This window comes from Caulobacter sp. DWR1-3-2b1, assembly GCF_049895765.1.
GTDB lineage: Bacteria > Pseudomonadota > Alphaproteobacteria > Caulobacterales > Caulobacteraceae > Caulobacter.
Window position 1 is genome coordinate 24314 of the sequence record NZ_JAFCSZ010000023.1, and the last position, 13879, is coordinate 38192.

Below are 13879 nucleotides of genomic sequence, written 5' to 3' on the forward strand. Positions count from 1 at the left end.
TGTGAAACGGTTATCGGATCGAAAAATGGTCTAAACATCTGATTTAGAGCCCTTTTCGCCCGACCCTGATGAAGCCATCAGGTCGGAAAGGGCTCTAGCAGGTCAGCGCGGCGATCGCGTCGACTGTGGCGGCGGTCAGAGGCGAGGGCAGGGCGTCCAGCGAAAACCAGCCCCATTCATGCAGCGCATGAGCTTCCTGGATCGCCGGAGCACCCTCGAAGCTTTCGGTTCGATAGGTGATCGCCACCCAGTGATAGTCGGGCGCGATCATGTCGGTGATGGCCAGAACCGGGCCGGCGACAATCTTGACGCCCAACTCCTCGGCGATTTCGCGTTCTGCGCAGGTCCGCGCCGCCTCGCCCCAGTCGAGCTTGCCGCCCGGGACGCCCCAATGGTCGGCTTCGGGATTCTTGAGCCGCTTGACCAGCAGCAGTCGCCCCTGATCGTCGAGGATGGCCGCGCCGCAGCCGATGCGGGGACGTTGGGGATCGCTCATGAGGTGATAGAGCCAAATCTGGCCCATCACGCAAGGCGATTGGCGGACTTGCCGCCGTGCGCTATAGGCGCCGCTCATGACCAATGATGACGTCCTCGACGAATTTCGCGCCGCAGGGGCCCTTCGCGAAGGCCACTTTGTGCTGTCCTCCGGCCTGCACAGTCCGGTCTTCCTGCAGAAGAACCTGGTGTTTATGCGGCCCGAGCGCTGCGAACGGCTGTGCAAGGCGTTGGCCGAGAAGATCATCGCCACGGTCGGCCAGCCCGATGTGGCGGTGTCGCCGGCCGTCGGCGGGATCATCCCCGGCTATGAGACCGCCCGTCACCTGAACGTCGCATCGATCTATGTCGAGCGCGAGGGTGGCGGCTTCAAGTTCCGGCGCGGCTTTCACCTCGAGCCCGGCCAGAAGGTCGTGATGGTCGAGGACATCGTCACCACCGGCCTGTCATCGCGCGAATGCATCGCGGCGATCCAGAAGGCCGGCGGCGACGTGATCGCCGCCGCCTGCATCGTCGATCGTTCGGGCGGCAAGGTCGATGTCGGCGTGCCGCTGGTCTCGCTGTGCAGCCTGGAAGTGCCGGCCTATCCCGCCGACGCCCTGCCGCCGGAGCTGGCCGCGATCCCCATCGAAGACCCAGGCAGCCGCCGGCTCAAGGCGCAGTAGATCACTTGGCTGGAGCAGGCGGCGTCAGCTGCTTGACCGGCCATTCGACGCCCAGCTGTTCCAGATAGGTCCCGTACTTGCTGGGATCATAGTAGAATTTGCTCATCGCTGGCCGGTAGGTCGCCATGATCCCGGCGTTGATCTGGGTCTGCGGCAAGTCGGTCGCCGACAGCATCGGCACGTACTTCTGGTCCTTGGTCTGAACATCCTTGAAGTAGGTGTTGGCCGAGGCCAGCAGCTTGGGCTGGGTCAGCAGGTCCAGAGCCGTCATCGCGACTACCTTTGAGCCCGCCGCCACGCCCTTGTGGGCGATGGGCGTGGCCATCGAGATGGCGTTCGCCCAGTGGTGGCCCGGCAGTTCGGGGATGTTGGACGGATAGTTGATCGTGATGGTCGGCATGATCCATGAGATGTCGCCGATGTCGTCCGACCCACCGCTTTCCGGCTTCGGATCGGGCGGCGACAGACCCTTGAGCTTGACGTCGAGCCCCGTCTGCTTGGGCGCGCCGATATTGGTCTGCACCGCCTTGGCGAAGGCCTGCTCGTCCGCCGTCCAGACCGGCAATCCGACTACTTCGATATTGGCCTGGGCGGCCTCGGCAATCGGTCGGTTGAAGTGCCGAGGCGCGGCCGTCCCGACGACCTGATGATCGACCTTGGTGTCGGTCATGTCGGCGGCGGCTTGTGCGATCTTGTTGCCGATGGCGTAGTTCTTCTTGATCGCGTCGAAGCTCTGTTCGCGGAAATAATACCAGACGCTGGCTTCCGACGGCACGACGTTGGGCTGGTCGCCGCCATCGACGATGACGTGGTGCGAGCGTTGCGTGGGGTTGAGATGCTCGCGGCGCATGTTCCAGCCGATGTTCATCAGCTCGACCGCGTCCAGCGCGCTTCGACCCCGCCAGGGCGCGCCGGCCGAGTGGGCGGATTCGCCGTGGAAATTGTACTTCACCGAGACCAGGCCAGTGCCCATCGGCTGGCCCCAGGTGGTCGCGAGGTTCGTGCCCACATGGGTGAAGATCGTCGCGTCCACGCCTTTGAAAACACCGTCGCGGACCATGTAGGCCTTGCCCGCCACCAGCTCCTCGGCAACGCCGGGCCACAGCATCAGGGTCCCGGCGATGTTCTCCTTGATCATCAGATCCTTCAGCGCCAAGGCCGCGACGACGTTGAGGGCCTGACCGGAATTGTGCCCCTCGCCATGACCGGGCGCGCCGGGCACCAGCGGCTCGTGCCACGGCACGCCGGGCTTTTGCGAAGCCTTGGGGATGCAGTCGATGTCGCTGCCGAAGGCGATGGTCGGTCCGCCTTCGCCGTGGGTCCAGGTCGCCGTCCAGGCGGTCGGAATGCCCGAAACGCCACGCTGGATGGTGAAGCCGTTCTCCTCGAGCACGCCGGTGATGTATTTTGAGGTCTCGACCTCCTGGAAGCCCAGCTCGCCGTACGAGAAGATCTGGTCGTTCATCACTTGGGAGAGTTTGGCTCGCGCTTCGACGCCGGCGACAGCCTGAGCCTTCAGGGCCTTGAGCTTGCCCGCCGACACCGGCGCGGCCAAGGCCGAACCGGCCGTGGTCGCCATCAGCAGAACCAGGCTCGCGGCCCGCGCGGTTTTCAGGATCATGTCTCGTCCCCCACAAGTTTCAGGGGACGGACCTTCGACGGCGTTGCGGCCGCTGTCCATGTCGTTTTCGACAAGCCCGGCCGGAACACGCCGAGCGCTGCTTTCAGGTCTCCACCTGTCGGCGCGAAGGCGATAGGATGGGGCGACGGCCAAGGATTGGCTGCCTCACCAGTGTCGAGGGCGGTAAAATTCGTAGCGAACATCAGATGATCGTCCGACTGGGCGTCAATATCGACCACGTGGCGACGATCCGAAACGCGCGGGGCTCCAGCTATCCTGAGCCCGTGCGCGCCGCTGAACTGGCCCTGGCGGCCGGCGCCGACGGCATCACGGCCCACCTGCGGGAGGATCGCCGGCACATTTCCGACGCCGACATCGCGGTCCTGACCGAACTGTGCCTCAAGCGCGGAAAGCCGCTGAACTTCGAGATGGCGGTTACCGACGAGATGGTCGGCATCGCCCTGCAAGCCAGGCCGCACGCCGCCTGCCTGGTGCCCGAGCGGCGGGAGGAGGTCACGACCGAGGGCGGCCTCGACGTCGTGCGCGGCCAGAACGCCATCACCGTCGCTACGACGCAGCTTCGTGAGGCTGGCAGCCGCGTGTCGCTGTTCATCGAGGCCGATCCGGCCCAGATTCGGGCGGCTCATGCCGTGGGGGCGCAGGTGATCGAGCTCCACACCGGCGCCTATTGCGACGCGGCCCGGGCCGGTGAGGTCGAACGCGCAAAAGCAATTCTCGAACGGCTGAAGACGGGCGCGGCCCTTGCCTCCAGCCTGGGACTGGAAGTCCACGCGGGTCACGGCATCGACTACGCCACGGTCAAGCCGATCGCCGCCATTCCGCAGATCGCCGAGCTCAATATCGGCCATTTCCTGATTGGCGAGGCGATTTTCGTGGGCCTGCCCCAGGCGATCCAGCGGATGAGAGTCTTGATGGACGCGGCTCGTCATGAGGCCGCCGCGTGATCATCGGCATCGGCTCGGATCTCTGCGACATCCGGCGGATCGAGAAGTCGCTGGAGCGCTTTGGCGACCGCTTCACGAACAAGGTCTTCACCGAGCTCGAGCGGGCGCGGTCGGAGCGCAAACCCGACCGCGCCAGCAGCTACGCCAAGCGTTTCGCCGCCAAGGAAGCCTGCTCCAAGGCCTTGGGCACTGGCCTGAAGCGTGGCGTGCATCTGGCTGGCATGGGGGTGATCAACCTGCCGTCGGGCAAGCCAACCATGGCCCTGACCGGCGGCGCGGCCGAGCGTTTGGCGCAGATGGTTCCCGCCGGCATGAAGGCGGTGGTGCATTTGTCGTTGACCGACGATCACCCCTACGCCCAGGCCTTCGTGATCATCGAGGCTCTTCCGGAATAACGACTTTTCCGATCCCTGCGGCGCCGCCCAACCGCCGCCATGAACCCGAGTTAACGGGCGTGACGCTTGCCCGTCGCGCAAAGCGCGTCTAGCTAAGCCTGACCGGTTCGCCGGAACCCCATTGATCGAGAGCCCAGCGCCCGCATGACCGACGCCGCCGACGACACCTCGCCGACCGAAAAGGGCGGCGCCGTCCAGGAGTTCATCGAGATCATCAAGACGGTGGCCTATGCCTTGGGCATCGCCCTGGTGCTGCGGGTTCTGCTGTTCCAGCCCTTCACCATTCCGTCGGGGTCGATGGAGCCGAACCTGCTGGAAGGCGACTACATCATCGTCAGCAAGTTCAGCTATGGCTGGAGCAAGCACTCGATCCCGTTTAGCCCGCCGATCCTCAACGGCCGGACCCTGGGCAAGACGCCCAAGCGCGGCGATATCATCGTCTTCAAGCTGCCGCGCGATAACCGCACCGACTACATCAAGCGCCTGATCGGCATGCCAGGCGACAAGGTCCAGGTGCGCGGCGGCGTCGTCAACATCAACGGCAAGCCCCTGGCGATGGCGGCGCAACAGCCTGCCCTGGTCGATATGGGCTACGGTTTTACCCAGCAGGTTCAGCGCTTCGAGGAGACCAATCCCGAAGGCCGCAAATACCAGACCCAAGACTACGGCCCCGACAGCCGCGGCGACAATACCGGCGTCTATACGGTGCCGGAGGGCTGTTATTTCTTCATGGGCGACAACCGCGACAACTCGGCCGATAGCCGGTTCGACCCGGGCGTCTCGCCGTTCAAGACCGGCGCTGGGACCTGCAAGTGGGACTATGAACTGGACCAGTATATCGGCGACGAGGTTGGGGTCGGCTTTGTTCCGGCCGAGAATCTGGTCGGCAAGGCCCAGATCATCCTGCTGTCCTGGAACCGCAACGCGGAGCTGTTCAAGCCCTGGACCTGGGTGATGGACGCCCGTCCCAGCCGCTTCTTCCGCGTCCTGAAGTGATAGCCAGCCATGGATAGGCGGGTCGCCGCCGTCGGCGACCTGGAGCGCCGCATCGGTTATGCATTCTCGGACCGGGCCTTGCTGGAACAGGCCCTGACGCATGCTAGCGTCGGCGACGGCGCCAAGAAGACCGCCGACAACGAGGTGCTGGAGTTCATCGGCGACCGCGTGCTGGGGCTGCTGGCCGCCGAGGCGCTGGCCGAGCGGTTCCCGCTGGCCAAGGAAGGCGAACTGGCCCCGCGCCTCAACGCCCTGGTCAGCGGCGAGACCTGCGCCCGCGTGGCCCGCGCCGCCGAGCTGGGTCCGGCTCTGCGCTTGTCGGCCTCGTCCAGCAAGATCGGCGGTCGCGAGACCGACTCCATCCTGGCCGGCGGCTGCGAAGCCCTGATGGCCGCGCTCTACCGCGATGGCGGGCTGGATGCGGCGCGCCGGGTGTTCCTGGACCTGTGGAGCGCCGAATTCGACCGCGCCGCGCAAGGCAAGCCGCGCGATCCCAAGACCGCTCTGCAGGAGTGGGCCCAGGGCAAGGGCAAGCCGCTACCAACCTATGCCGTCAAGGATCGCACCGGGCCTGATCATGCGCCGGTATTCACGGTGCAGGTGACAGTGGTCGGAGTCGATTCGGTGTTCGCCACCGGCCGCTCGCGTCAGGACGCCGAGAAGGCCGCCGCCAAGGCGCTGCTGGATCGGGAAGGCGCGGAATAGGGGCGTCTGCTTTTTGGCCCCGCTGTGCTACACGCACGCGCAATGACTGACACACCTCAAAACACCCCACTCGCCACCCCCCCTCAAACGACGAGGGCCGGTTTCGCCGCGATCATCGGCGCCCCGAACGCTGGCAAGTCCACCCTGGTCAACCGTATGGTCGGCGCCAAGGTCTCGATCGTCACCCAGAAGGTCCAGACGACGCGCTTTCCCGTGCGCGGCGTGGCCATGCACGGCGCGGCCCAGATCATCCTGGTCGACACCCCCGGCATCTTCAGCCCGCGGCGCCGGCTCGACCGCGCCATGGTTCGATCCGCCTGGAATGGCTCGGAACAGGCTGAAGTCACCGTGCACCTGATCGACGTCCAGGCCGAGCTGGCCTCGAACATCAACAAGGCCACGCCCGCCGAGCACCGCTCGGTGCAGGACGTCCAGACCATCATCGAGGGCCTGAAGACCGCCAATCGCCAAGTGATCCTGGCGCTGAACAAGATCGACGGCGTCAAGCGCGACACCCTGCTGAAAGTCACGCAGGAGCTGTTCGACACCGGCGTCTATTCCGAGGTCTTCATGATCAGCGCCGCCACCGGCGCCGGCGTCGACGACCTGATGGAGCGTCTGGCCGCCGCGATGCCAGAGAGCCCGTGGCTGTATCCGGAAGACCAGACCGCCGACCTGCCGGCCCGCCTGCTGGCCGCCGAGATCACCCGCGAGAAGATCTATCTGCGCGTCCACGAGGAGCTGCCCTACGCGGCTTCGGTCGAGACGACCGCCTTCGAGGAACGCGCCGACGGCAGCGCCCGCATCGAGCAGACCATCTATGTCGAACGCGATGGCCAGCGGGCCATCATCCTGGGTAAGGGCGGACAGACTCTGAAATGGATCGGCCAGGCCTCGCGCGAGGAGCTGTGCGACATCCTGGATCGCAAGGTGCACCTGTTCCTGCACGTGAAGGTCAAGGAAAACTGGGCCGAAGAGCGGGGGCTGTTCAGCGACATGGGCCTGGACTTCGACGTCTGATCCGGCGCCGCGCCTGCCCATGTGGCGGCGCGGCTCTTGACTTGATCGCTGTCAGGCTGTCCTAACGGGTGAGAACATACCGGGAATATCACGCCCAGTGAGCAAGATCGAAAACGCCTTTTCCCAAGCTGCTCCAGCGGTCGACCTCGACGCCTATTTCGCGCGGATCGGCTATGACGGCCCGCGCGAGCCGACCCTGGCCGTGCTGCGGGCCATCACCCAGAAGCACCCCGACGCGATCCCGTTCGAGAACCTCGACGTGCTGCTGGGCAAGCCTATCAGCTTGGTTCCGGCCGATGTGGACGCCAAGCTGCTGGCGGCGGGACGCGGCGGCTACTGTTATGAACAGAACGGTTTGCTGAAGCGCGTGCTGACCGCGCTGGGCTTTCAGGTCGAGGCCCTGATCGCCCGGATGATGTGGATGAAGCCCGCGGATGCGCCGTCGCGCGCCCGATCGCACATGGTGTTGCGGGTGACGATCGACGCCGAGCCTTGGCTGGTCGATGTCGGTTTCGCCGGCTGTGTGCTTACGGGACCCGTTCGCTTCGCGCTGGACGGGCAGCAAGCCACGCCGAACGGCTTGTTCCGCTCAGTGTGTATCGAGGAGGAATGGCGGATCGAAGCCGATCTGACTGGCGTTTGGACGCCGGTCTATCAGGTGTCGCCCCAGCCGATGGCCGATGTCGATTTCGAGCCGGTCAACTTCTACAGCTATGCCCACCCCACCTCGGTTCTGACCTCGACGCTGGTTGTAGGGCGCACGACGCCTGAGGCTCGGCATGTGCTGCGCGATAATCGCCTGACGGTGCGCCGGGTCGACGGCGCCGTTGAGCAACGCTGCCTGTCCACCGACGAACTGGAAGCGACCCTGCGCAATGTTATCGGCCTGCCGGTCGAGACCTCGTGGCGGCCGGTGCTGGAGAAGGTCGTGGCGTGGGGGACGCCGACCTAGATGGAGTGGGAGGACGACGCCCTTGTCCTGTCGGCTCGCATCCATGGCGAGACGGGCGCCATTGTCGAACTGCTGACCTTGGAGCGCGGCAAGTTCGTGGCCCATGTGGCGGGCGCCGCCTCGCGGCGGATGAAGCCGTTCCTGCAGCCGGGCTCGCGGGTGATCGCCCGCTACCGCGCCCGGATGTCCGATCAACTCGGGACGGCGACCCTGGAGCCGATGGGCGAGGGGGTGGCTTCGTTGTTCGACGACCCCCTGGCCCTGGCCGGACTATCCTCTGCGGCGTCGCTGGCCGCCGGAGCCTTGCCTGAGCGCGAGGCCCATCCGGGCGCCTTCCATGCGCTTGAAGCCCTGATCGGCGTGCTGCAGATCCCCGACATCTGGCCGGCGGTCTATGTGCGCTACGAGGCCGGGCTGTTGCAGGAGCTGGGCTTTGGCCTGGACCTCTCCAAATGCGCTGCCACCGGGACCTTCGATGATTTGATCTATGTCAGTCCGCGCACCGGCCGCGCCGTCAGCCGTGGGGCGGGCGAGCCCTACAAGGACAAGCTGTTGGCCCTGCCGCCGTTTCTGCTGTCGGCCCAGGGCGGGCTGGCGGAGGGCGACGTGAAGGCCGGGCTGGACATCACCGGCCATTTTCTCGAGCAGTTCGTGTTTGGCCCGCTGAACCGGCCGCTGCCGCCGACCCGCATGTGGCTCCTGGATCGGCTGGGTGAGGCCGGGCGACTCTAGGGCGCGAAACGATCCGTCACAAAGTCGCGATATCGGGCAAGCCTGTCCGAGGAGTCGCCGATGTCCATCCTGCTTGATCGCTACGCCCTGTCGCGTCGGCGCGCTTTAGCCGCTTTCGGAGGCGCGGCCTTCGCCGGCCTGTCGATCCCGCTCTACAGCGGACAGGCGCTGGCTCAGCCGGTGTTCTCCATCCATCCGTTCCAGCTCGGCGTCGCCTCGGGCGATCCGCAGCCGGACGGCTTCGTGATCTGGACCCGACTGGCCCCCGAACCGCTGGAGATCGGCCACGGCATGCCCAGCCAGCCGGTGGAAGTGTCGTGGGAAGTCGGAGCCGACGTCGGGTTCAAAACCATCGTCGCCAAGGGCGTCGCCATCGCCATGCCGGAGCTGGCTCACGCTGTGCATGTCGAGGTCGGCGGCCTCGAGGCGGGCCGCGACTACTGGTACCGCTTCGTGGCCGGCAAGGAACGTAGTCTCACAGGGCGAGCGCGCACGACTCCGGCCGTGGGTTCGACGGTAAACCGGGTCCGCTTCGCCGTCGCGGGCTGCCAGAACTACGAGCAGGGCTACTATACCGCCTATCGTCGCCTGGCCGAGGACAATCCCGACTTCGTGTTCTGCTATGGCGACTACATCTACGAAGGTCGCGGAAACCGCGTCTGGAACAGCGGCAAGGGGCCGGTGGAGAACGTCCGCCAGCACTTTGGCGGCGAGATCTACAGCCTCGACGACTACCGCCGCCGCTATGCCCAATACAAGATGGACGCCGACCTGCAGGCCGCTCATGCCGCCGCGCCGTGGTTCGTGGTGTGGGACGACCACGAGACTGACAATAATTGGGTCACGGATCTGGATCAGGATGGCGTTGAGCCCAAGCTGTTCAACCTGCGCCGGCAAGCGGCGGTCCAGGCCTATTTCGAGAACATGCCGCTGCGGCCCAGCAGCTTTCCGGTCGGTACGACCATCCAGCTCTATCGCCGCGCCAGCTTTGGCGGGCTGATGGACCTGAACCTGCTGGACACCCGTCAGTACCGCACCAACCAGCCGTGTGGCGACAAGTTCGGCTCGTGCGCCGAGATCGAGGCGGCCAAGGCCGAGGTTCTGGGCCTGAAGCAGGAGAAGTGGCTGATCGACGGCCTCTCCAGGTCCAAGGCGACCTGGAACGTGCTGGCCCAGCAGATCATGGTCATGGATCTGGACCGCCAGCCCGGCGAAGGGACGGCGGTCAATCCCGACTCGTGGGCTGGATATCGCACGCCGCGCGGCCGGTTGCTGAAGGCGATCCGTGATCGGAAGGTCTCCAACCCCATCGTGCTGACCGGCGACGAGCACCAGAACTATGCCGGTGAACTGCACCTGGACGGGGCCCGTCCCGAAGGCGCGCCGATCGGGACCGAATTTGTCGTCACCTCGATCTCGTCGAGCGGCGACGGCGTGGATCAGCGCGACGACATGGCCAAGATCCAGGCCGTCAATCCCCAGCTGAAGTTCAACAACAGCCAGCGCGGCTACGCCATTTGCGACGTCACGCCAGAACGCTGGACGACGGAGTTCAAGGTGCTTGACGCCATTACCCGCCGGGACGGCAAGCTGACGACACGCGCCAAGCTGGCGGTCGAGGCGGGAAATCCGCGTCTGGCCACCGTCTAAGCCGTCGAATCGGGCGGCGGGTTTCTGCTAGGGTGAGGTTCACGCGTAACGAATCTCCCCGATGAACAAACCTGTCCTTCCCCCCGGCGGTCCTGGCGACGGCGACCGCATTCTCGACGAGCCGCTGACAGAAGCCCTGTCGCGCCGCTATCTGGCCTATGCCCTGTCGACGATCAGTTCGCGGGCTCTGCCGGACGTGCGCGACGGTCTCAAGCCTGTGCACCGTCGCGTGCTCTACGCGATGAACAACATGCGCCTGAACCCCGAGGCTGCGGCGCGCAAGTGCGCCAAGGTGGTCGGCGAGGTGATGGGTAACTTCCACCCGCACGGCGACCAGTCGATCTATGACGCCCTGGTCCGTCTGGCCCAGGACTTCGCCCAGCGCATTCCGCTGGTCGAAGGCCAGGGCAATTTCGGCAATATCGACGGCGATAACGCCGCCGCCATGCGCTACACCGAATGCCGGATGACCACGGCCGCGACCTTGCTGCTGGACGGCATCGACGAGGATGCGGTCGATTTCCGGCCCACCTATGACGGCCAGGACGAAGAGCCGGTGGTTCTGCCGTCGGGCTTCCCCAACCTGTTGGCCAATGGCTCGTCGGGCATCGCGGTCGGCATGGCCACCTCGATCCCGCCGCACAACCCCGCCGAACTGATCGACGGCTGTCTGCTGCTGCTGAGCCGGCCCGAAGCGACGACGGCCGACCTGCTGGAGCGCATCCCGGGTCCCGACTTCCCGACCGGCGGCATCATCGTCGAGCCGCGCGACAGCCTGCTGGAAACCTACGAGACCGGCCGCGGCGGCGTGCGTGTCCGCGCCAGGTGGGAGAAGGAAGACACCGGTCGCGGGACCTATCAGATCGTTGTCACCGAGATCCCGTATCAGGTGAAGAAGTCGGATCTGGTCGAACAGCTGGCCGACCTGATCGAGAGCAAGAAGGCAGCCCTGCTGGGCGACGTGCGCGACGAGAGCGCCGAGGACATCCGGCTCGTTTTGGAGCCCAAGTCCAAGAACGTCGAGCCCGAAGTGCTGATGGAGAGCCTGTTCAAGCTCTCCGCGCTGGAGAGCCGCTTTCCGGTCAATATGAACGTGCTGGACGCGCGCGGGACCCCGGGTGTCATGGGCCTGAAGGCGGCGCTGATGGCGTTCCTGGCTCACCGCCGCGAGGTGCTGACCCGCCGGGCCAAGCACCGCCTGGGCAAGATCGAAGCGCGCCTGCACATTTTGGACGGCCTGCTGATCGCCTACCTCAATCTGGACGAGGTGATCCGCATCGTCCGCTACGAGGACGAGCCGAAACAGAAGCTGATCTCGACCTTCACGCTGTCGGACCTCCAGGCCGACGCCATCCTCAACACCCGCCTGCGCCAGTTGGCCAAGCTGGAGGAGATGGAAATCCGCCGTGAGCACGCCGAGCTGATGGAAGAACGCGACGGCATCATCGCCATGCTGGCCAGCGACGAGAAGCAGTGGAAGCTGGTCGGAACGGGCCTGCGGCAGGTGCGCGCCACCCTGTTGAAGATTAAGCACCCGCTGGACAAGCCCCGGATCAACGGCATCACTGGCCGCTCGGTCTTCGCCGACGCCCCGCTGATCGACGCCGAGGCGGCCATTGAGGCGCTGATCGTTCGCGAGCCGATCACCATCATCCTGTCGGATCGCGGCTGGATCCGCGCCGCCAAGGGCAAGGTGGAGGATCCTTCCGAGTTGAAGTTCAAGGAAGGCGACAAGCTGGGCTTCCTGGTCCCGGCCGAGACCACCGACAAGCTGCTGATCTTCTCCAGCGACGGTCGCTTTTTCACCATCGGCTGCGACAAGCTGCCGAGCGCGCGCGGCCATGGCGAGCCGCTGCGGATGATGATCGAGCTGGAGGACAAGGTGAAGATCCTTGACGTCTTCCCGTTCAAGGCCGGGCGCAAACGCATTCTGGCCTCGAAGCTGGGCTATGGCTTCTTGATGCCCGAGGAAGAAGCGCTCGCCAATCGCAAGGCCGGCAAGCAGGTCCTGACCGTCGACGCCGCCGGCGCGGCCTTCTGCCTGGAAGCCACCGGCGACCAGCTGGGCGTGATCGGCGACAACGGCAAGATCCTGATCTTCCCGCTGGAGGAACTGCCGGAAATGCCGCGCGGCAAGGGCGTCAAGCTCCAAGCCTATCGCGAGGGCGGCCTGCGCGACGCGCTGTCGTTCAACGCCGAGACCGGCGGCTACTGGATCGATGCCGCCGGCCGCAAGCGCGACTGGGCCGACTGGCAGACCTTCGCCGGCCGCCGCGCCAGCGCCGGCAAGGCGGCGCCCAAGGGCTTCCCGACCTCCAAGCGGTTCAAGCCGAAATGAATGGCGCGCGGTTGAGACAAAAGGCGATCGCGCTTGTCGCCGGGCTGCTTGGCTGCGCCGCCGCCGTCGGCGGGGCGTCGGCCGCTCCGTCGCTGCCGCGCGTCAAGCCCGAGGCGGTCGGCTTTTCGTCACCCAAGCTGAAGAAGCTCGACGAGACCATGCAGGCCATGGTCGACACGGGCCAGGTGGCCGGCGCCGTCACCTTGCTGGCCCGTCACGGCCAGATCGTCCAGGCCTCGACCTTCGGAAAACGTGGTCTGGAGGTCGGCGACCCGATGCCCGTCGACGCCATCTTCCGCATCCGCTCGGAGACCAAGCCGGTCACCGGCGTGGCGATGCTGATCCTCTATGACGAGGGCAAGTGGAGCCTGGACGATCCGGTCAGCAAATATGTGCCGGAATTCGCCAATCTGCGTGTCGCAAAGATGGACGCCGAGGGCCGGCCGGTGCTGACGCCCATCTCTCGCCCGCCGACCATGCGCGAGCTGATGACCCATACGGCGGGCTTCGCCTATGGCATCACCGACGACCCCTCCAGTTCCGCAGACCAGGCCTATTATCGGGCGGCCGTACTGCAGTCGGAATCGCTGGGCGAGCTGGTCAGCAAGGTCTCTACCCTGCCGATGTTCGCCGAGCCGGGCACCTTGTGGCGCTACAGCGTCGCCGCCGACATCCAGGGCTATATCGTCGAGAAGCTGTCGGGCCAGTCACTGCCGGCGTTCATGCAGACGCGGATCTTCACGCCGCTGGGCATGGGCGATACGGCCTTCTACGTGCCCCAGGAAAAGGTCGGCCGCCTGGCGGCGCTGTATGACGCTGACGCCACCGGCAAGCTGATCCCGGCGGTGGAGGGGTCTTGGCGCGATATCACCAAGCCGCCGGCGGCGCCGTCAGGCGGCGGCGGTCTGGTCTCCACCGCGCAAGACTTCGCGCGGTTCGCCCAGATGATCCTCAACGGCGGGGATCTCGATGGAGCCCGCATCCTGCAGCCCGAGACGGTTGCCCTGATGCGGCTGAACCAGTTGCCGGCCAGTTTCGCCGTCACCACCAACGGCACCGCTGGAGTGCTGCAGCCAAGCCAGAAGCCATTCCCGTTCGCCCTGGGCATGGGCTACGGCCTCGATGTCGCGGTGGCGGTGGATCCAGCGGCCTCCGGCGCGCCGGTCGGTCCCGGCACGATCAGCTGGGGCGGCAGCGCCGGCACCTGGTTCTGGATCGATCCGGCCAACGACCTGTTCTTCATCGGCATGATCCAGCGGCTGGGGGGTGTGGGGTCAGGCCTCGATGCCACGACGCGAACGCTGGTCTATCAGGCGTTGGAAAAGCCGGGACTTTAAACACCTGT

Annotated in this window: 13 protein-coding genes; 11 read left to right on the top strand and 2 right to left on the bottom strand. The window is 65.8% G+C overall.

The features are described 5' to 3' along the window. Nucleotides 1–94: 94 nt before the first annotated feature. Complete coding sequence (locus tag ACP69S_RS17065; RefSeq protein ID WP_425999252.1) at nucleotides 95–496, bottom strand: NUDIX domain-containing protein; 402 nt, start codon at nucleotides 494–496, stop codon at nucleotides 95–97. A 76-nt stretch (nucleotides 497–572) separates the two neighbouring features. Here ACP69S_RS17065 and pyrE point away from each other — a divergent pair, with 76 nt between their 5' ends. Beyond that, a complete protein-coding gene (gene pyrE, locus ACP69S_RS17070) occupies nucleotides 573–1160 on the top strand; it encodes an orotate phosphoribosyltransferase (RefSeq protein WP_425999253.1) in 588 nt (195 codons plus the stop codon). 1 nt (nucleotide 1161) lies between these two features. Here pyrE and ACP69S_RS17075 read toward each other — a convergent pair whose 3' ends face one another. Continuing rightward, nucleotides 1162–2781: an amidohydrolase gene (locus tag ACP69S_RS17075; RefSeq protein ID WP_425999255.1), complete on the bottom strand. Its 1620-nt coding sequence runs from the start codon at nucleotides 2779–2781 to the stop codon at nucleotides 1162–1164. A gap of 206 nt (nucleotides 2782–2987) precedes the next feature. Between ACP69S_RS17075 and ACP69S_RS17080 the strand changes: the two genes are divergently transcribed. The 10 genes from ACP69S_RS17080 (at nucleotide 2988) to ACP69S_RS17125 (ending at nucleotide 13871) form a co-directional block, all read left to right on the top strand. Next, nucleotides 2988–3746: a pyridoxine 5'-phosphate synthase gene (locus ACP69S_RS17080; protein WP_425999257.1), complete on the top strand. Its 759-nt coding sequence runs from the start codon at nucleotides 2988–2990 to the stop codon at nucleotides 3744–3746. Then, complete coding sequence (gene acpS / locus ACP69S_RS17085; protein ID WP_425999259.1) at nucleotides 3743–4141, top strand: holo-ACP synthase; 399 nt, start codon at nucleotides 3743–3745, stop codon at nucleotides 4139–4141. Before ACP69S_RS17080 ends, acpS begins: the two co-directional genes overlap by 4 nt. A 144-nt stretch (nucleotides 4142–4285) precedes the next feature. Beyond that, complete coding sequence (gene lepB / locus ACP69S_RS17090) at nucleotides 4286–5137, top strand: signal peptidase I (protein ID WP_425999261.1); 852 nt, start codon at nucleotides 4286–4288, stop codon at nucleotides 5135–5137. Between the two features lie 9 nt (nucleotides 5138–5146). Continuing rightward, nucleotides 5147–5842 carry a ribonuclease III gene (gene rnc, locus ACP69S_RS17095; protein WP_425999263.1) on the top strand — a complete coding sequence of 232 codons (696 nt, stop codon included), beginning with the start codon at nucleotides 5147–5149 and terminating at the stop codon, nucleotides 5840–5842. A 42-nt stretch (nucleotides 5843–5884) separates the two neighbouring features. After that, on the top strand, nucleotides 5885–6862 hold the full coding sequence (gene era, locus ACP69S_RS17100; RefSeq protein ID WP_425999265.1) for a GTPase Era: 978 nt from the start codon (nucleotides 5885–5887) through the stop codon (nucleotides 6860–6862). Nucleotides 6863–6959: 97 nt separating this feature from the next. Continuing rightward, nucleotides 6960–7814, top strand: a complete 855-nt coding sequence (locus ACP69S_RS17105) for an arylamine N-acetyltransferase family protein (protein ID WP_425999266.1) — start codon at nucleotides 6960–6962, stop codon at nucleotides 7812–7814. Further along, entirely contained in the window at nucleotides 7815–8546 is a 732-nt protein-coding gene (recO, locus tag ACP69S_RS17110) for a DNA repair protein RecO (protein WP_425999267.1), read from the top strand. Between the two features lie 60 nt (nucleotides 8547–8606). Next, nucleotides 8607–10196, top strand: a complete 1590-nt coding sequence (locus ACP69S_RS17115; RefSeq protein WP_425999269.1) for an alkaline phosphatase D family protein — start codon at nucleotides 8607–8609, stop codon at nucleotides 10194–10196. 61 nt (nucleotides 10197–10257) lie between these two features. Next, entirely contained in the window at nucleotides 10258–12534 is a 2277-nt protein-coding gene (parC, locus tag ACP69S_RS17120; protein ID WP_425999271.1) for a DNA topoisomerase IV subunit A, read from the top strand. After that, on the top strand, nucleotides 12531–13871 hold the full coding sequence (locus ACP69S_RS17125) for a serine hydrolase domain-containing protein (RefSeq protein ID WP_425999273.1): 1341 nt from the start codon (nucleotides 12531–12533) through the stop codon (nucleotides 13869–13871). The genes parC and ACP69S_RS17125 overlap by 4 nt, the downstream gene beginning before the upstream one ends. Nucleotides 13872–13879 lie beyond the last annotated feature (8 nt).